Genomic DNA, 17,026 nt, shown 5'->3' with positions numbered 1-17,026 from the left:
GCCGCCCGCCGCATCCTCGAGGACTAGGTCGCGGGCCGCCCGCTCGGTGCGCTGGAGCCGGTTCAACGAGCTCGCGTTCACCGAACCGGCTCCGGCTTTCTTATCTGCGCGCGTTCCGAGCGGAAAACCGGCTCCACTGTTCCTGAACGCGCGCTAGCCCCTCATGCGGATCACCGCCTGCTGGCTGGCGAAGGCGGTGTATTGGTAGTCGTCCGGCTCGAACACCTCCGTCAGCGCCCGATACTCCCCGTTGCGCCAGTTCGGGTAGCCGTGATGCTCGTCGAACAGGACGATCGATCCGGCGGCGAAGCGCGGCTTCAGGAGCTCCAGCGCCAGGCGCGCCGGGGTGTAGGTGTCGGTATCGAGGTGCACGAAGGCGACGGGGCCGGGGTGTGCGGCGAGGAAGGGGGCGAGCGTCTCTTCCACCCACCCCACCACCAGCTCCACGTTGGGCCGCACCTTCGGCGGGCGGCCCTTGCGGTCGAAGTTGGCGCGGGCCGCGATCGACTTGCCGAACCAGTCCTCCGACAGCCCCTTGAAGGCGTCGAAGCCGTAGAGGGTGCGGCTGTCGCCGCGGGCGGCGAGCACGTCGGCGAACTGGTTGATGCCGGCACCCTGATAGACGCCGAGCTCCATCACGATCCCGTCGGGCGGAACGCGGCGAATGGCGAAGTCGCGGATCTGGGTGGTCCGACGGATCAGCAGCGAATGGGCGAGATAGGGCTCGATGAAGTCGGCCGAATCCTCGATCGATCGTCGGATCAGCACGTCGTTCACCGCAAGGGGCGGCTCTTTCGGTGCTCTGCCCTGCCGACCCGTCAGACGCTGAACGACCCGCTTGAGTTGGACCACGGCTCCGTCCTCATCAAAATCCCTTGGATTGTAGGAGGGCACTTAGGGCGGCCGGCTGCGAAATCGTCGTCGGCATCGGCGTGGCGTGGAGCGCGGCGAGGTCGAGCTTGCCGAAGGTGGTGCGGCCGATCATGCGGGCGGCCGCGAGGTCGGCAAGCTCCCTGACGTCGCGATCGGGCCCGCGATAGGCGTCGGCGCGGACGACGAGAGTAGGGCGGCCGGCGGCGATCGCCTCCGTCACCATGGTGAGGCTGTCGGCGGAGACGAGCACGATGTCGGCGGAAAACGCCTCGGCGTTGGAGGCGATGCCCCCGTCGGTGAAGCGATGCACCGTGGCGCGGGGGGCGAGCGGAGCGAGGGCGCTCGCCACGCGATCGAAGAGGCGGGAGGCGGTGCGGCGCGAATCGAACACCACGAGCGACCAGGTCGGCCGCGCCTCGAGGAGGGCACGGCAGGCCTCGGCGAGCGCATCCATGTCGCGCTCTGTGTAGGCGTAGTGCTTGGTCTCGCCGCCGAAGAGGAGCGCGATGCGGCGCTCCTGCCCATCCACCAGATGGCGCGGTCGGGGCAGCGCGTCGGCATCGATCCGCGTCGGCCGCGGCGCGAAGGCGACGTGGGGCGAGCGCGAGACGACGGGCGACAGGATCATCGAGAAGCCGAGCACCGGCCACTTGGCGAACCCGCAATAGATGTTGCGGGCGCCGTATTTGCGGGCGGCGGCGATGTTGGCGGCAGCCGTGGAGGGGCCGGTGGACAGGACGATGTCGGCGCGGGCCGGCCAGTCGGCCAGCCGCCGGCTCGCGAAGGTCGGCGCCACCCGGTCCGGTGCGAGGAGGGTGTTGCGCGAGAGGAAGGCCTCGGGCGCGCCGAGCGCGGCGCAGGTGCGCGCGATGCGCCGCGACCGCGGCCGCACCTCGGCGATGCCGAGCCATCCGGCTTCGGTCGTGTGGTGGCGGGAAAGGGCGGCGAGAACTCCGTCGGATGCCCTGTCGTGGCCGGCGACACCGTCGGTCAGGACGAGCACATCGGTCATCGCCAGTGCTCGGCGATCCACGGGGTCGGCCGCACGTGCTTGCGCAGGCGCTTGTACCAGACCTTCTCCGGCCACACCCCGTCGCGGGCATGGTCGGGGTTGGGATAGCCGGTGAAGCAGATCACCTTGGCGTCGGGCGGCAGCGGCGCCGTCTTGACGAAGTTGAGCGGGAACGGCGGCAGCAGGGTGTGCTTGAACGAGACGCACCAGGGCGCCGGCCAGAAGGTGTGCGAGGAGATCGTGCGCGACTGGAAGGTCTGGCTGTTCTTGTGCTTGGCGACCGTGCCCGCGGGGTCGGCCATCAGCGTGTCGTAGACCTCGGTGTGGGAGCCCACCGTGAGGCGGAACACCGAGGTGTTGCCGATGCCGCTGCCGAGCTGCGTCCAGTTCTCGATGACGCAGTAGGTCGCTTCGGGCGCATAGTCGAAGAAGTCGTCGATGCCGCCGGTCACCACCACGTCGAGGTCGAGGAAGAGGACGTTGCCGGTCAGGTCGTCGAGCGTCTTCTGGGTGAGGGCGATCTTGCGCCAGGCCTTCCAGCGGTGGCTCTCCGGCAGGTCGATCGGCGGAAGCGGCTTCGTCTCGATCGCGGGATCGAGACCCTGCTCGTCGTCGGTGAAGCAGACGAAGCGGAGCGGCCGCGTCGTGTGGCGGCGCACCATGTTGAAGAGGGTGTTGGCGTAGTCGGGCCCGTAGGCGGTGCCCCACTTCATACAGATGACGGTCTGTTCGTCACTCATCGTCGGCTTTCGGCTTCGCAGGCTGTCGAACGGTCGGATGGCGACTCATGCTGCCATACGGCGGTCCGCTCTCCTACCGGCTGACGTCGATCGCGCAAAGCCTACTTGGTCGACGCGGCGGCCATATCGCGCAACAGCATGAGCGCAGCGCTGCGACGCTCGGCGGTGAGCTTGGAGTAGAGGGCCAGGCATTCGTTGCTGTCGGACGACATTTCGATCCCGTCGACGAGGTAGGTGACGCTCGTTCCGAGGACGACGGCGAGCTTCTGCAGATTGTCGATCCGCGGCGTCGCCCCTTTCTGCTCCAGAATTTGGGTGAGGTAGGCCGGGTTGAGGCCGGCCTCGCTGCAGACTTGAGCGCGAGTCTTGCCGCTTTCAACGAGGCAGCCTCTGAGGCGCGCTCGCCAATCTTCCCCGGGTCTGGGACTGCACACCCTCTGCTGCACGTCACGCCTGTTGGTTGCTGCACGGTCGATCAGGGAACGGAAGATGCCGACCGTTCCCCGTCGGATATATAATGTAGATCAATGGCCGAATGAGCGCTAGACCAACGGCCGCCCGGCGGCGACGCATTCCTCGATCAGCCGCGCCGGGGCGAAGGCGGTGGCGTCGTCGGCGGCGAAACGCTTCAAATCGTCAAGGATTCCCGGGAGGCCGGCGATGTCGGCGGCCTTCATCGGGCCACCGCGGAAGCGTGGGAAGCCGTAACCGTTGACCATGACGACGTCGACATCGGACGCCTGCCGGGCCACTCCGGCATCCACCGCGCGGGCTCCTTCGTTAACCATTGTGCACAGAATTCGGTTCACGATCTCTTCGTCCGTGAAGTTTCGCGGCACGATCCCCTTCGCCCGGCGCTCCTCCTCGATCAGCGCCAGCACCTCTGGATCGGGCACCCCCGACTTCGCGCCTTCCGGGTAGAGATAGAAGCCGCGACCGGTCTTGCGGCCGAACCAGCCCCGCTCGCACACCTTGTCGGCGATCGCCACGTAGCGCTCGTTGGGATCGCGCGTCGCGGCACGGCGCTTGCGGGTCGCCCAGCCGATGTCCTGGCCGGCGAAGTCGGCGGCCTGATAGGGACCCATCGGCAACCCCCATGCGACGAGCGCGCGGTCGATGTCGTAGGGGGAGGCGCCGTCCTCCATCATGATGTCGGCGGTGCGGCGGTAGGCGAGAAAGATGCGGTTGCCGATGAAGCCGTCGCCGACCCCGGACCAGACTGCGATCTTGCCGAGGCGCTTCGCTACGGTGAAGGCGGTCGCGACCACGTCCGGCGCGGTCTTCTCGCCCACCACCACTTCGAGCAGCTTCATCACGTAGGCCGGAGAGAAGAAGTGGAGGCCGACGACGTCGCCCGCCCGCCCGCTGGCGGCGGCGATCTCGTCGACGTCGAGATAGGAGGTGTTGGTGGCGAGCACGGCATCCGCCCGCGCCACCTCGCCGAGGCGGCCGAACAGCTCCTTCTTGACCGCCATGTCCTCGAAAGCGGCCTCGATCACGAGATCGCAGTCGGCGAGGTCGGCGAAGTCGCTCCCGGCGGAGAACGCCATGTTCGCCCGCTTGTCGGCGGAGAGGCGGCCGCGCTTCACCGACCCGTCGAGCACGCCCTCGACTGTGGCGCGGCCCCGCGCGGCACCCTCGTCGTCCCGCTCCACCATCGTCACGTCGTAGCCGGAGAGGAGGCAGGCCGCGGCGATGCCGGCTCCCATCGTGCCGCCGCCGATCACGCCGACACGCGCGATGGGCCGCGGCTCGGCGCGCTTCAGCTCCGGCACCTTGGACGCTTCGCGCTCGGCGAAGAAGATGTGCACCCGTGCCGCCCGCTCCGGCGAGGCGCGGCAGGTCTCGAAGAGAAGCCGCTCCGTCGCGAGCCCGTCCTCGATCGGGCCGCTCGAGGCTTCGAGCGCCGACACCGCCTGCTCGAGGGCGAAGGTGCCGGGTCGGGCCGCGAGCTCGGCGCGCCAGCCGGCGATCTCGTCGGGCGCGGGCTCGGCGGGAGGCAGCGCGTCGGTGCGGCGGGTGGCGAGGCTGCCGTCTCGCACCGCCTCGGCGGCGGCGAGGGCGGCCTCGCGCGGGGTACCCTCCACCACGCGGTCGACGAGGCCCTTCTTCAGCGCCTCCCCGGCGGAGATGGGCTTGCCGGAAATCACCAGATCGGCCGTGGCGACGATGCCGGCGAGGCGGGGCGCGCGCTGCGTGCCGCCGGCACCCGGAATGATGCCGAGCGTCGTCTCCGGCAGGCCCACCTTGGCGCCCGCGAGGGCGACGCGGGCGTGCGAGGCGAGCGCCATCTCGAAGCCGCCGCCGAGCGCGGTGCCGTGGATCACGCAGACGACCGGCGTCGCGCTGCCGACGATCGCCGCCGCCACCGCCGGAAGCAGCGGCTCGCTGGGCGGGGCGGAGAACTCGCGGATGTCGGCGCCGGCGATGAAGGTGCGACCCTCGGCGAGCAGCGCGATCACGTCGATCTCGGGGTCGGCGTCGAGGGTCTGGACGGCCTCCAGAATGCCGGAGCGGACGGCCTGGGAGAGGGCGTTCACGGGCGGATTGTCCACGACGATGAGTCCGGTCTTGCCGTGGCGCTCGGTGGTGACGACCATCTGGGTCTCCTCGAAGGTGCAACGGCCGCCTTATGCCATGGTGGGGGGCGTCCTGCCACGCCGTGCGTGTGCAGCCGCATGCCGCGCCCGCCGCCCGGCTCGACCTCGTGCAGCGCAGGCTTGCGCGGCGGACCCGGAAGGTGGATGAGAAGCCCTCCATGGGTCCGTTCACTTTTATCAGCCGCAATTCCACCCGCATCATCGCGGGGGCCGCGCTCCTCGGTCTCGTTCTGCCGGGGCTCGCGGACGCGCTGCGCCCGTTTCTCGGCTACTGCGTGCTGACGATGCTCACCGTGTCGATGCTGCGGGTCGACGTCGCGTCCTTCTTCGCCCGGGTGCGGCGGCCGCTGCCGGCGATCTGCGCCGGGCTCTGGCTCGTGGTGGTGTTCCCGCTGACGCTCCTCTGCCTCGCCGTCCTCCTCGGCCCGCCCTTCGCCCTGCCGCTCGGGCTCACCATCATCTTCATCTTCGTGGCGCCGCCGCCCATCGTCTCGGCGCCGGCCTTCGCCATGCTGATGGGGCTCGACGGAGCCCTGGTGCTCGCCGTCACGTTGATCGGCACCGTCGTCATGCCGATCACCGCGCCCACCATCGCCTCCTTCTTCGTCGCCGAGACGATGCCGATCAGCGCGGTCGACCTCGCGCTGCGCCTCGCCCTGATGATCTCGGCCTCGTTCGCCTTGGCCTTCCTGCTGCGGCGCCTGCTCGGCCCCGGTCGGGTGGCGGCGGCGCGGCCGGTGCTCGACACGGTGAGCGTCGTCGTCGCCATCATCTTCGCCCTCGGCGCGATGGACGGGGTGGGGGCACGCCTCCTCACCGATCCCGGGCTGACGCTCGGCATCACCGTCGGGTCGTTCGCTTTCGCCCTCGCCCAGATGGCGCTGACCTACGCCGTGTTCCGCCCGTTCGTCGGCGTCGATGCGGTGGCGATGGGGTACGCCGCCGGCAACCGCAACGCCGGCCTCGTGGTGGCCGCCCTCGGCGTGACCCAGATCGACGACATGGTCTGGCTGATCTTTGCCCTCAGCCAATTGCCCATCTTCTTCTTTCCCATGATCCTGAAACCGCTCGGCCGGCGCCTCGTCGCAGCCCACAGCGCGGTGCCCAACGCGAGGAGCCTCCCATGATCCCCCGCTACTCCCGCCCGGAGATGGCGAACATCTGGTCCCCTGAAACGAAGTTCCGGATCTGGTTCGAGATCGAGGCCCACGCCACCGAGGCGATGGCCGATCTCGGCACGATCCCGCAGGAGGCCGCCCGCACCATCCGCGAAAAGGGAGGAGCCGCCGTCTTCGACGTCGACCGGATCGATGAGATCGAGCGGGAGACCAAGCACGACGTCATCGCCTTCCTCACCCACCTCGCCGAGATCGTCGGGCCCGACGCGCGCTTCGTGCACCAGGGGATGACGTCGTCGGACGTCCTCGACACCACGCTCGCGGTGCAACTCGCCCGCGCCACCGACCTCCTCATCAGCGACGTGGAGCGCCTGCTCGCCGCCCTCAAGACGCGGGCGATGGAGCACAAGTACACCCCCACGATCGGCCGCAGCCACGGCATCCACGCCGAGCCGACCACCTTCGGCCTCAAGCTCGCCCAGGCCTATGCCGAGTTCGACCGGGCGCGCACCCGCCTCATCACGGCGCGCGAGGAGGTCGCCACCTGCGCGATCTCCGGCGCCGTCGGCACCTTCGCTCACATCGACCCGCGGGTGGAGACCCACGTGGCCGCCCAGATGGGGCTGAAGGTGGAACCCGTCTCCACCCAGGTGATCCCGCGCGATCGGCACGCGGCCTATTTCGCGACGCTCGGCGTCGTCGCCTCCTCGGTGGAGCGTCTCGCCACGGAGATCCGCCACCTGCAGCGCACCGAGGTTGGCGAGGCGGAGGAGGCCTTCGGTAAGGGCCAGAAGGGCTCCTCCGCGATGCCGCACAAGAAGAACCCGGTGCTGACGGAGAACCTGACGGGGCTCGCCCGCATGGTGCGCGCCTACGCGCTGCCGGCGATGGAGAATGTCGCCCTCTGGCACGAGCGCGACATCTCCCACTCCTCGGTGGAGCGGATGATCGGCCCCGACGCCACGGTGACGCTCGACTTCGCCCTCAACCGCCTCGCCGGCGTCGTCGAGGGTCTCGTGATCAAGCCGGAGCGGATGGCGGCGAACCTTGCGATGCTCGGCGGCCTCTTCCACTCGCAGCAGGTGCTGTTGGCGCTGACCGTCGCCGGAGTGTCGCGCGAGGACGCCTACCGCATGGTCCAGCGCAACGCGATGCGCGCCCACGCGGGCGAGGGGCGCTTCAAGGATCTCATCATGGCCGATCCGGACATTGCCGTGAGCATCTCGCCGGAGGCGCTGGCGGCGGCGTTCGACGAGAAGGCGCACCTGCGCAATGTCGACGTGATCTTCGACCGCGTCTTCGCGTGAGGACCCGATGGCCGCGGTAACGCCGATCCTGCGGATCTTCGACACGGAGAAGGCGAGGGAGTTCTACATCGACTTCCTCGGCTTCGAGGTCGTGTTCGAGCACCGTTACGGCGAGGAATTCCCGCTCTATATGGGGATCCGGCGCGAGGGGGTGGACCTTCACCTGTCGGAGCATCACGGCGACGCGGCACCCGGCGCCCACGTGCGCATCGCGGTGACGGGGCTCGCCGACTGGACGGTCCGGCTGCGCGCGGCGAACTATCGCTACGCCCGCCCGGGTGAGCCTCGTGCGACGCCTTGGGGTACCACGGAGATCACCATCACCGACCCGTTCGCGAACCGGCTGACCTTCGTGGAGACGGCGGGGTAGGTTGCGCTCCGCCCGCCACCGGTGCGAGGCTGGCGCGATCGATCCGACCGCGCCGAGACACGTCCCCGCCCATGTCGCTCTTTCATCCGGACAACGCCACGCTCAGCGATCGCCACAATACGGTGTACGCGCGCTTCGAGTTCGCGCGGACCGTGGTGGACTTCCTGGCGGCCTTCTGCTTCGTCGCCGGCTCGATCCTCTATTTCTACCCGAGCCTCACCACCGGCGGGACATGGCTCTTCCTCATCGGCTCGATCCTCTTTGCCCTCAAGCCCACCATCAAGCTCTGTCGCGAGATCGCGCTGCGTCGTATGGACGTGCGGGCAGAATTGCCGCGGCCATGACGTGAGACGAGGATAGCCACGGCACGAAGCGTGCATCCGCAATCATTAAGACAATCAACGAGGTGAGCACATGATCCGTGTGGGCGTGGACGTCGGGGGCACCTTCACCGACATCGTGCTGGACCGTCCCGGCGAGGGCATCGTCGTCCACAAGGTTCCCTCGACCCCGGCGGATCAGTCCGAGGGGGTGGTGAAGGGCGTCACCGAGATCTGCAGAATCGCGGGCATCGAGCCGTCGACCATCGACATGGTGCTGCACGGCACCACGGTCGCCACCAACATGGTGATCGAGCGCAAGGGCGCGCGGGTGGGCATGCTCACCACCAAGGGCTTCCGCGACATCCTGCACATGGCGCGGCACAAGCGGCCGCACAATTTCTCGCTCCAGTTCGACGTGCCCTGGCAGTCGAAGCCGCTCGTGAAGCGGCGCGACCGGCTGGCGATCACCGAGCGCATCATGCCGCCGACCGGCGAGGTGGAGGTGCCGCTCGACGAGGACGAGGTGCGCGCCGCCGCCGAGCTCTTCAAGAAGCGCGGGCTCGACGCCGTCATCATCGGCTTCCTGTTCGCCTTCCTCAACGACAGTCACGAGAAGCGCGCCAAGGCCATCGTCGAGGAGGTGATGCCGGACGCGTTCGTGTCCTGCTCGTCGGAGGTGGTGAACGTCATCCGCGAGTATGAGCGCTTCTCCACCTGCGCCATGAACGCCTATATCGGCCCCAAGACCAGCGCCTATCTGAAGCGCCTCGAAGCGCGGCTGAAGGAGGCCGGGGTCGAGGCGATCGTGCGCATCATGCAGTCGAACGGCGGCATCTCCACGGTGGAGAACTCCAGCGAGCGGCCGGTGGGGCTGCTCCTGTCGGGTCCGGCGGGCGGTGTCATCGGCGGCAAGTGGACGGGCGAGGCCGCCGGCGCGAAGGACATCATCACCATCGACATCGGTGGCACCTCGGCCGACATCTCGGTGATCCAGGACGGCGAGGTGCGCATCAAGAACCCGCGCGACACGGAGGTCGCCGCGCTCCCCGTGCTGGTGCCGATGATCGACATCGACGCCATCGGCGCCGGTGGCGGCTCGATCGCCCATATCGACGCCGGGGGCGCCTTCCGCGTCGGGCCGCGTTCGGCCGGGGCGGCGCCGGGGCCGGCCTGCTACGGCCAGGGCGGCACGGAGCCCACCGTGACCGACGCCCAGGTGGTGCTCGGCCGGCTCGACCCCGACCAGTTCCTCGGCGGCGACCTCACCATCGACGAGGCCCTCGCGCGCGAGGCGATCCGCACCCACATCGCCGAGCCGCTGCGCATGAGCGTGGAGGAGGCGGCCCTCGGCGTGCTGCGGATCATCAACAACAACATGGCGCTCGCGATCAACGCCAACTCGGTGGCGAAGGGCATCGATCCGCGGACCTTCACCCTGATGGGCTTCGGCGGGGCGGGGCCGCTCCACGCGACGGCTCTCGCCGAGATCATCAAGGCGAAGGACGTCATCAGCCCGCTCCAGCCCGGTATCACCGCCGCGATGGGGCTCCTCGTGACCGACCTCCAGTACGAGTACACCCACTCGGTGCTGACGGTGATGAACACGGCGTCCGACGAGGAGCTCGCCGAGCTCAACGCCGACTTCGACGCCCTGCGCGCCCTCGCCGACGCCCAGCTCGACGCCGACCGCGTGCCCCCCGAGGCGCGGGTCTACAAGAAGGTCGCCGAGTGCCGCTATGTCGGACAGGGCTTCGAGTTGCGCGCCGACCTGCCGGACGGCCCGCTGACGGCGGAGACCAAGCAGGCCGTGATCGACGCCTTCTACGATGCCCACAAGCAGGTCTACGGCCACGCCTTCCGCGACCAGCTGACCGAGGCGATCACCCTGCGTCTCATCGCTGGGGCGGGGGCGGGCTCGCTCACCGTGCCCGAGCTCGGCCACGGCGGGCGGACCAATCCGGCGGAGGCGGTGATGTATCACCGTCCGACCACCTTCGACGACGGCACCGCCCACGATACGCCCCGCTACAGTCGCGGCGACCTCGGCGCGGACGACCGGGTGAGCGGGCCGGCGATCATCGTGCAGCACAATTCCACCACCCTCGTGCCGCCGGGCTGGACGGCGACGGTGATCCTCCACGGCGATCTGCGGCTGACGCGCGACTGACCGCCACCGCTACACCGACCCGCAACAAAAACGGCCCGCCGGAAGGCGGGCCGTTTTTGCTCGGAGGGCGATCCGTCGCGATCGCCGATGAAAATCGTCTCGTGTCACGCTGCCGCCGATGGGAGCACGCTGTGCGCCTGCGAGGGATCGCGCGTCACGCCGACGTGTGCGCCTATTCGGCCGGCTCGATGAAGGGGCGACCGATGGCGGCCGCCGCCGACGGGCTCGGGCGGTCCCGCAGGTTCCAGTGGCGCCGCTCGTAGTCGTCGCGGCGGTGGTTGGTGCGCACGAGATCCTCGAAGGTCGGCTCGGCGGGGTTGTGGTGACGGGGCAGCGTGCTGGCGCGGCCCACGACCAAGAAGCGTCCCATCATCTTAAAACCCTTTCTTATCAGAGCGCTCCCCGGCGTCTCGCCGTGGGCGACTTGGTTACAACGCATGCAATGTGGCGTTTATTCCGCCCGGGGGCTGTGCTGCGCGTCACACATCGGCGCTTCCCCTTGCGGTTGGCCGCTTGCCAGTTGGCCGCGCGATCATCCCCCGCTGTTTGATGACGACAATATGACATCGGTCATGTCTGTTGGCAAGAGGAAAGCGCACAAATTGCGTCTTCCTGTTCCAGGATTCGAGCCGTGGATCGGGATTTCGGCGAGGAGGCGGGCGCAATAAATGCGCATCCGTTGGAAACTTCTGTCACTTTTCTGGAATCGTTTCCAGGCGGCATCCCGCGCGCGCCGAGGGCGGGACGGGCGCGCACGATGGCGGCTCGCACTTGGCCTCGGCCTTGCCTAGTATGGACGTGCTAGCGGAGGTTCTTCATGGCTCAGATCGACCCGATCACGCTCCAGGTCATCGGCGGGGCGCTGCACTCCATCGCCGAGCAGATGGGCAACGTCCTCTACCGGATGAGCTATTCGTCCATCATCCGGGAGAGCCAGGACCTCGGCGCGGGCCTTTTCGACACCGGCTACAACACCCTCTGCGAGAGTGATTCGACGCCGATGCACATCGGTTCGCTCCCCGGCTATCTGCGCGGCATCGGCAAGCGCATCCCCAACGAAGCCTGGAAGCCGGGCGACTGCGTGATCCACAACCACCCCTACGAGGGGGCGAGCCACTCGCCCGACATCGCCATCGTGATGCCGGTGTTCTTCGAGGGCGAGCTGGTCGGCTTCTCGGCCAACACCGCGCACCACGTCGACATCGGCGCGGCGACGCCGGGCCTCATCATCGACGTGCCGGACATGTACGCCGAGGGCATGCTGATGAACGCTCTCAAGCTCTACGACGGCGGCGTGCGCAACGAGGCGCTGTGGCAGTTCATCGCCGACAACACGCGGGTGAAGAGCCTCGTGATGGGCGACCTCGAGGCGCAGATCGCCTCCGCCGAGCTCGGCGTGCGCCGCTTCGAGGAGCTGTTCGCGAAGTACGGCAAGGCCGACGTGAAGGCCGCCTGCGACGAGCTGATGGACTACGCCGAGCGCATGCTGCGCGCCGAGATCGCCAAGATCCCCGACGGCGACTACACCGCCGAGGGCTTCCTCGACGACGATGGCCGCAACCGCGGCGTCCACCTGCCGGTGAAGGTTACGGTGAAGGTGCGCGGCGACAGCGTAGAGGTCGACACCACCGGCTCCTCCGACCAGGTCCCCACCTGCTTCAACGTGCCGTTCGAGGGGTCGACCAACGTCGCCTGCTTCTTCGCCTTCCGCGCGCTGCTCCTCGACACCTACACCCACGACGTCGACATCCCGCAGAACGAGGGCTCGTTCCGTCCGGTCAAAGTGACCTCGCCCAAGGGGTCGATCTTCAACCCGTCGGCGCCGGTCGCGGCGGAGGCGCGCTTCTGCCAGATCCAGCGGCTCGTCGACCTCATCATCAAGGCGCTCGCCCCGGTGATCCCGGACAAGGTGACGGCCGGGAACGCCGCGACCCTCTCCTTCGCCGCCTTCTCGGGCGTGCGGCCGTCGGGCGACTACTGGGTGTTCCTGGAGGTCAACGAGGCGGCGATGGGGGGGCGCCCCACCTCCGACGGGCCGGACACGGTCGAGGAGCTGATGCGCAACACGCGCAACAACCCGCTCGAGGACCTCGGCATGCACCTGCCCCTCATCTGCGACCGCTACGAGGTGCGCGACGACATCGCGCCCGGCGCCGGCAAGTTCCGCGGTGGGCAGGGCGTCGTGAAGAGCCAGCGCTTCCTCACGCCGGGCTTCATGACGCACGAAAGCGACCGCCAGGAGGACACCCCCTGGGGCATCTTCGGCGGCAAGGAAGGCGCGGTGGGCCAGCTCACCGTCTCCAACATCAACCGCCCCGACGAGGTGCGCAACGAGCCCGCCAAGCTCTCCGGCCTGCGCGTCGAGGCGGGCGATGTGATCTCCTACTACTCCCCCTCCGGCGGCGGCTACGGCGACCCGCTGGAGCGCGACCCGGAGAAGGTGCTCGACGACGTGCTCGACGGATTCGTGACGCCGGAGGCGGCGCGGGTCGACTACGGCGTGGTGCTCTCGCGCACCGACGACGGCTACGACTACGGCCTCGACCTCGAGGCGACGGAGGTGCTGCGGGCCGAGCGTCGCGCGCTCGCCTGAGCCCGCCGCCCGTTACCAGCTGCGGATGCGCTGGGCGACGTCGCGCCCTTCGCTCGCCATGCGGTTGCGCTGGATCTCGCCGTGGCCGAAGACGCTGTCGAACGGGATCTCGTAGTGGTCGGCGAGGGCGTAGACGAGCACCTCGGCGGCGGCCTCCTGGAACGGGGTGGGCTTCGACCCGCTCGGAAATCCGGCGCCCACGAAGCTGACGCCGATGGCGTTGCTGTTGCGCAGGTGGCTGCCGATCGAGCGCCGGATGTCGGCCTTGCTCGAGATGTGGTTGGTGCGCTTGTCGAGCGGAGCGCCCTGCAGCACGGTGCCGTCCTCACCGATATAGAAGTGGTAGCCGAAATGGCCGCCGCGGTCGGAATCGCCGTCGATCTGGTAGCGCACGTACCAGGCCGCGCTCTTGCCGGGCTGGGTGTGGTGCAAAATGATGCCCGTGAAGGGGCGCCGGCCCTGCGTCGCGACGATGCCGTAGGGGCAGCCGGCGTCGCCCTTGTAGCTGATCTTGAGGCCGTCGAAGCCGGTGGCGACCGCCTGGGCGCCGTCGAGGCGGATATAGGGGCGGCCGGGCACCGACGGGGTGGGATCGGGCGCCGCGTCGTCGACCCCAGCAGTGGTGGCGTTCTTCAGCAGATCGCTCGCCTCGGGCAGGAGGCCGAGGACCTTGGTCACGTAAGCCGGATCGCCGGCCCAGATCGGGCCGATGAAGCTCAGGAAGGCTTCCGGGCTCGCGGCATGGTCACGCCAGCCTCTGTAGGGCGAGCGGTCGAGGAAGCGGAAATAGCCCTCCAGGAACGCGGCGTTGTCGGGGAACGCGCAGTAGGTGTCGAGCCCGTCGTGCGCCTCGTAGGCGATCGGGAGGGCGATGCCGGCGAGCTCGCTGCGATATTTCATGCCGCCGAAATTGTGGAAGCGGCGGGCGAGATCGGAGAGGCCGCGGTCGGATTCGAGGATCCATTGGGCGACGTGCGCCGGCCGGAGGGTGGGAAATTCGACGGGACGATCGCCGAGCAGCGAGACGAGCTTAAAGAACTCCTCATCGTAGACGCTCATAAATCACCTGAATTGAATGTATAAATAATGCGTATGTTTTGGGCGCTCGCCCTCGTGCTGTCAAATCGCCGGTCGCGGCCCCGTGCCGCCTCTGAACGAAAACACCCCGGGGCGAAAGCCGCCGGGGTGTTGCGAGCGCAGTGTCGGGGATCCGTCGTGCGGGATGCGGCGGGCGCGCGCCGCATCCGAGGCGGGTGAGGGGCTACTCCTGGACGGCGGAGAGCTTCCAGGCGCCGCCGACGGGGCGGACGAAGGTCCACACCTCCATCGTTTCGGTGGGGGCGGGGTCGCCCTCCACGATCTCGCCGGTGTTGCGGTTGCGCATGACGTCGACGCTCGAGTAGCGCATGGCGACGGTCGCATACTCCTCGTCGTCCTCGCGCCAGGCCTCGGCGAGGTCGCCCTGGAGGAGGTGCACGTCGGTCACGTCGTTGCGCACGCCGTTGATGGCGTTCTCGCTGAGCTCCTCGGAGAAGAAGGAGACGATCTCGGGCGTGCAGCGCGCGCGCAGGCCGGCGAAGTCCTCCCGCGCATAGGCCGCCTGGATCTCGGCGAGGAGCTGCTCGAAGGCGTCGAGATCGTCGGCGGTGATGCCGATCTCGTCGGCGCCGGTCGCCGTCAGCGGCTCGGCGTCGATGTCCGCGACGTCGGCGCCCGGATGACCGGAGAGGCCGCTGGGGCTCTGAGTTCCGCCGGCGGTTCGCGTCGGACCCGTGCCGCCGTTGCCGAAGCCGGCGTAGGGGCTCTGATGGGGCGCATCCATGCGCCCGCCGGCGAACGCCGGCTCGCGCCGGCCGCGGAACATCCGCATCACGAACGAGACGACGAGGATCACGAGGCCGATCTGCAGCAGGAGGCCGAAGAAGCCGGCCATGCCGCCGAGGCCGTGGCCCATCAGCATGCCGACGAGGCCGCCGAGCATCAGCCCGCCGAGAAGGCCGCCGGCGAGCCCGCCGAACAGGCCGCCGCGGCGCGTCTGCCGGGCGGTCGTGGCGCCGGCGGCGTTGGGCGAGCCCGTCGTCTGACGCGGCGTCATGGAGCGGTTGATGGGCGCGGCCGTGCTCGGCGAGGTGCGGGTCGGCGCGGGTGCGGAATAGGTGCGGTAGCCGCGGCTGCCGAACGAGCCGCCGCGTCGCGCTTCGGCGAAGTCGGCGGTCACGAGTGTGAAGCTCGTGGCGAGCACGGCGAGCGCGAGAAGAGCGCGGAGGCGGTGACGAGAAGGCATGGTTTATCTCTCTTGGCGTCGGACGATCGCACCGTGTCATATGGGAGCGATCGCGCCGGCCACCACCGCTGCGGCCCCCTGCAGGGTGCGACAAGGCGCGGCGCAGGCGTCCGATGGACGCCCGCGGAGGCCGCTCGACCGTTTCACCGGGGCGCGAAAAATGCCATCGTTCGAACGCCCGGATGGCCTTGATATTGCAGGCCTCGGGCAAAGGGTGGATCCACTCGATCCAAAGAATGCGAAGAGGAGCGGGGCATGGGCGACAAGATTTCGCGGCGTGGCGTTCTGAAGGGCGCGGCGGCAGCCGGCGCGGCGACGGCGGTCACGGGTTTTCCCACCGTCTGGGCGCAGAACATCAAGAACATCACGCTGAACCACACCGGGATGAGCTACTCGACGCTCATCGACATCGCCCGCAAGGCGAGCGAGGACCTCGGCTTCAAGGTGGAGATGAGCGTCGTCGACCATCCGGGCCTGATCAACCGGATGATCAACGATCCGACCTCCATCGACATCGCCGATTCGGAGATCTGGCAGGCCAAGGTGTTCGTGCCGCAGGGGACGACCCAGGGCATCGACGTGTCGAAGATCGAGACGTGGGATCAGGTGACGCCGCTCTATAAGGACGGCACCTTCGCCGGCAAGGAGGTGTCGCGCGAGGGCGATTCGCCGTTCGAGTACATGTATCGCGAGAGCGCCGACGCCACCTCCTTCGCGACCGGGCCCACCGGCTGGGCGACCTTCGTGCCGAGCGTCTACAACGCCGACACGCTCGGCATCCGCCCCGACAAGATCGACGGCGAGGTGTCCTCCTGGGCCTCGCTGATCGATCCCAAGTTCCGCGGCAAGGCGGCGATCCAGAACATTCCCACCAACGGCATCATGGACGCGGTGATGGCGCTCCAGGCCGCCGGCGAGATGACCTACGGCGACCGCGGCAACCTGACGCCCGACGAGATCAACCAGACGGTGGGCAAGCTCATCGAGCTGAAGAAGGCGGGCCACTGGCGGGCGCTGTGGAACACCTTCGACGAGTCGGTGAACCTGATGGCCTCGGGCGAGGTGGTGATCCAGTCGATGTGGTCGCCGGCGGTGACGGCGGTGCGCACCCAGGGGGTGAACTGCGTCTATCAGCCGCTCAAGGAGGGCTATCGCGGCTGGGGCAACGGCCTCGCCATGATGAGCCACCTCGACGGCCTCAAGCGCGACGCGGCCTACGAGTATCTCAACTGGTACCTGTCGGGCTGGGTCGGCGGCTTCATCGCCAAGCAGGGCTACTACATCTCGATCCCCGAGAAGGCGAAAGACTTCTTGACGGAGAACGAGTGGGGCTTCTTCTACGAGGGCAAGGCCGCGACGGCGCCGATCACCAGCCCGACCGGCGAGGTGACCAACAAGGCCGGCGACGTGCGCGACGGTGGCTCCTACGAGGAGCGCTTCTCCAAGGTGGCGGTTTGGAACAATCTCATGGACAACGCGCCGCTGTTGTTCGGCAAGTGGAACGAGTTCAACGCCGCCTGAGCGGGTGGCGGTCGGGGAGGGGACGTCTCCTCCCCCTCGTCGGCGTGGCCGCGCTCGTCGTGGGCCTCGCCGGCTGTCAGAACGGCGCGACGACGGTCAGGGTCGGCGGGGCTGTGAC

Annotated in this window: 15 protein-coding genes; 7 read left to right on the top strand and 8 right to left on the bottom strand. The window is 68.7% G+C overall.

Annotated elements, in window-relative coordinates:
• Nucleotides 1-153: 153 nt before the first annotated feature.
• The 5 genes from JCR33_RS17375 to JCR33_RS17355 all read right to left on the bottom strand — a co-directional run bounded on the left by JCR33_RS17375 (nucleotide 154) and on the right by JCR33_RS17355 (nucleotide 5,225).
• The gene (locus JCR33_RS17375; protein ID WP_198883381.1) at nucleotides 154-777 is read right to left on the bottom strand and encodes a class I SAM-dependent methyltransferase; all 624 of its coding nucleotides are present in this window, start codon (nucleotides 775-777) and stop codon (nucleotides 154-156) included.
• 88 nt (nucleotides 778-865) lie between these two features.
• Complete coding sequence (locus JCR33_RS17370) at nucleotides 866-1,885, bottom strand: ELM1/GtrOC1 family putative glycosyltransferase (protein ID WP_198883380.1); 1,020 nt, start codon at nucleotides 1,883-1,885, stop codon at nucleotides 866-868.
• The gene (locus JCR33_RS17365) at nucleotides 1,882-2,625 is read right to left on the bottom strand and encodes a glycosyltransferase family protein (RefSeq protein ID WP_198883379.1); all 744 of its coding nucleotides are present in this window, start codon (nucleotides 2,623-2,625) and stop codon (nucleotides 1,882-1,884) included. The genes JCR33_RS17370 and JCR33_RS17365 overlap by 4 nt, the downstream gene beginning before the upstream one ends.
• A gap of 101 nt (nucleotides 2,626-2,726) precedes the next feature.
• A complete protein-coding gene (locus tag JCR33_RS17360) occupies nucleotides 2,727-3,059 on the bottom strand; it encodes a helix-turn-helix domain-containing protein (protein ID WP_198883378.1) in 333 nt (110 codons plus the stop codon).
• A gap of 108 nt (nucleotides 3,060-3,167) precedes the next feature.
• Nucleotides 3,168-5,225 carry a 3-hydroxyacyl-CoA dehydrogenase NAD-binding domain-containing protein gene (locus tag JCR33_RS17355; protein WP_198883377.1) on the bottom strand — a complete coding sequence of 686 codons (2,058 nt, stop codon included), beginning with the start codon at nucleotides 5,223-5,225 and terminating at the stop codon, nucleotides 3,168-3,170.
• Between the two features lie 158 nt (nucleotides 5,226-5,383).
• Here JCR33_RS17355 and JCR33_RS17350 point away from each other — a divergent pair, with 158 nt between their 5' ends.
• The 5 genes from JCR33_RS17350 (at nucleotide 5,384) to JCR33_RS17330 (ending at nucleotide 10,510) form a co-directional block, all read left to right on the top strand.
• The gene (locus tag JCR33_RS17350) at nucleotides 5,384-6,352 is read left to right on the top strand and encodes a sodium:proton symporter (RefSeq protein ID WP_198883376.1); all 969 of its coding nucleotides are present in this window, start codon (nucleotides 5,384-5,386) and stop codon (nucleotides 6,350-6,352) included.
• A complete protein-coding gene (gene purB / locus JCR33_RS17345; protein ID WP_198883375.1) occupies nucleotides 6,349-7,650 on the top strand; it encodes an adenylosuccinate lyase in 1,302 nt (433 codons plus the stop codon). The genes JCR33_RS17350 and purB overlap by 4 nt, the downstream gene beginning before the upstream one ends.
• 7 nt (nucleotides 7,651-7,657) lie before the next feature.
• Entirely contained in the window at nucleotides 7,658-8,020 is a 363-nt protein-coding gene (locus JCR33_RS17340; RefSeq protein WP_198883374.1) for a glyoxalase superfamily protein, read from the top strand.
• Nucleotides 8,021-8,091: 71 nt separating this feature from the next.
• Nucleotides 8,092-8,364, top strand: coding sequence for a YrhK family protein (locus JCR33_RS17335; RefSeq protein ID WP_198883373.1), 273 nt, complete (start codon nucleotides 8,092-8,094; stop codon nucleotides 8,362-8,364).
• 70 nt (nucleotides 8,365-8,434) lie between these two features.
• Nucleotides 8,435-10,510, top strand: coding sequence for a hydantoinase/oxoprolinase family protein (locus tag JCR33_RS17330; RefSeq protein WP_198883372.1), 2,076 nt, complete (start codon nucleotides 8,435-8,437; stop codon nucleotides 10,508-10,510).
• A 172-nt stretch (nucleotides 10,511-10,682) separates the two neighbouring features.
• On the opposite strand, the gene JCR33_RS17325 is transcribed toward JCR33_RS17330, so the two are convergent.
• Nucleotides 10,683-10,880, bottom strand: coding sequence for a hypothetical protein (locus JCR33_RS17325; protein WP_198883371.1), 198 nt, complete (start codon nucleotides 10,878-10,880; stop codon nucleotides 10,683-10,685).
• A 447-nt stretch (nucleotides 10,881-11,327) separates the two neighbouring features.
• On the opposite strand from JCR33_RS17325, the gene JCR33_RS17320 reads away from it, so the two are divergent.
• Nucleotides 11,328-13,103: a hydantoinase B/oxoprolinase family protein gene (locus JCR33_RS17320; protein ID WP_198883370.1), complete on the top strand. Its 1,776-nt coding sequence runs from the start codon at nucleotides 11,328-11,330 to the stop codon at nucleotides 13,101-13,103.
• 12 nt (nucleotides 13,104-13,115) lie between these two features.
• Here JCR33_RS17320 and JCR33_RS17315 read toward each other — a convergent pair whose 3' ends face one another.
• Both JCR33_RS17315 and JCR33_RS17310 read right to left on the bottom strand, forming a co-directional pair.
• A complete protein-coding gene (locus tag JCR33_RS17315) occupies nucleotides 13,116-14,162 on the bottom strand; it encodes an N-acetylmuramoyl-L-alanine amidase (RefSeq protein ID WP_198883369.1) in 1,047 nt (348 codons plus the stop codon).
• Between the two features lie 202 nt (nucleotides 14,163-14,364).
• Nucleotides 14,365-15,387 (bottom strand): Tim44 domain-containing protein, encoded by a 1,023-nt coding sequence (locus JCR33_RS17310; protein ID WP_198883368.1) that lies wholly within the window; start codon nucleotides 15,385-15,387, stop codon nucleotides 14,365-14,367.
• A gap of 255 nt (nucleotides 15,388-15,642) precedes the next feature.
• Between JCR33_RS17310 and JCR33_RS17305 the strand changes: the two genes are divergently transcribed.
• Nucleotides 15,643-16,908 carry an ABC transporter substrate-binding protein gene (locus JCR33_RS17305; RefSeq protein ID WP_198883367.1) on the top strand — a complete coding sequence of 422 codons (1,266 nt, stop codon included), beginning with the start codon at nucleotides 15,643-15,645 and terminating at the stop codon, nucleotides 16,906-16,908.
• The last annotated feature ends 118 nt before the right edge of the window (nucleotides 16,909-17,026 follow it).

The organism is Acuticoccus mangrovi (assembly GCF_016411865.1).
Taxonomy (GTDB): domain Bacteria; phylum Pseudomonadota; class Alphaproteobacteria; order Rhizobiales; family Amorphaceae; genus Acuticoccus; species Acuticoccus mangrovi.
This window is presented reverse-complemented; position numbering and strand designations above follow the sequence as displayed.

Excerpts from the sequence above, each read along its gene's own strand:
- JCR33_RS17335 (WP_198883373.1), top strand. The coding sequence starts at position 8,092 with ATGTCGCTCTTTCATCCGGACAACGCCACGCTCAGCGATCGCCACAAT.
- JCR33_RS17370 (WP_198883380.1), bottom strand. The coding sequence starts at position 1,885 with ATGACCGATGTGCTCGTCCTGACCGACGGTGTCGCCGGCCACGACAGG.
- JCR33_RS17315 (WP_198883369.1), bottom strand. The coding sequence starts at position 14,162 with ATGAGCGTCTACGATGAGGAGTTCTTTAAGCTCGTCTCGCTGCTCGGC.
- JCR33_RS17310 (WP_198883368.1), bottom strand. The coding sequence starts at position 15,387 with ATGCCTTCTCGTCACCGCCTCCGCGCTCTTCTCGCGCTCGCCGTGCTC.
- purB (WP_198883375.1), top strand. The coding sequence starts at position 6,349 with ATGATCCCCCGCTACTCCCGCCCGGAGATGGCGAACATCTGGTCCCCT.
- JCR33_RS17325 (WP_198883371.1), bottom strand. The coding sequence starts at position 10,880 with ATGGGACGCTTCTTGGTCGTGGGCCGCGCCAGCACGCTGCCCCGTCAC.
- JCR33_RS17365 (WP_198883379.1), bottom strand. The coding sequence starts at position 2,625 with ATGAGTGACGAACAGACCGTCATCTGTATGAAGTGGGGCACCGCCTAC.
- JCR33_RS17320 (WP_198883370.1), top strand. The coding sequence starts at position 11,328 with ATGGCTCAGATCGACCCGATCACGCTCCAGGTCATCGGCGGGGCGCTG.
- JCR33_RS17330 (WP_198883372.1), top strand. The coding sequence starts at position 8,435 with ATGATCCGTGTGGGCGTGGACGTCGGGGGCACCTTCACCGACATCGTG.
- JCR33_RS17340 (WP_198883374.1), top strand. The coding sequence starts at position 7,658 with ATGGCCGCGGTAACGCCGATCCTGCGGATCTTCGACACGGAGAAGGCG.
- JCR33_RS17305 (WP_198883367.1), top strand. The coding sequence starts at position 15,643 with ATGGGCGACAAGATTTCGCGGCGTGGCGTTCTGAAGGGCGCGGCGGCA.
- JCR33_RS17355 (WP_198883377.1), bottom strand. The coding sequence starts at position 5,225 with ATGGTCGTCACCACCGAGCGCCACGGCAAGACCGGACTCATCGTCGTG.
- JCR33_RS17350 (WP_198883376.1), top strand. The coding sequence starts at position 5,384 with ATGGGTCCGTTCACTTTTATCAGCCGCAATTCCACCCGCATCATCGCG.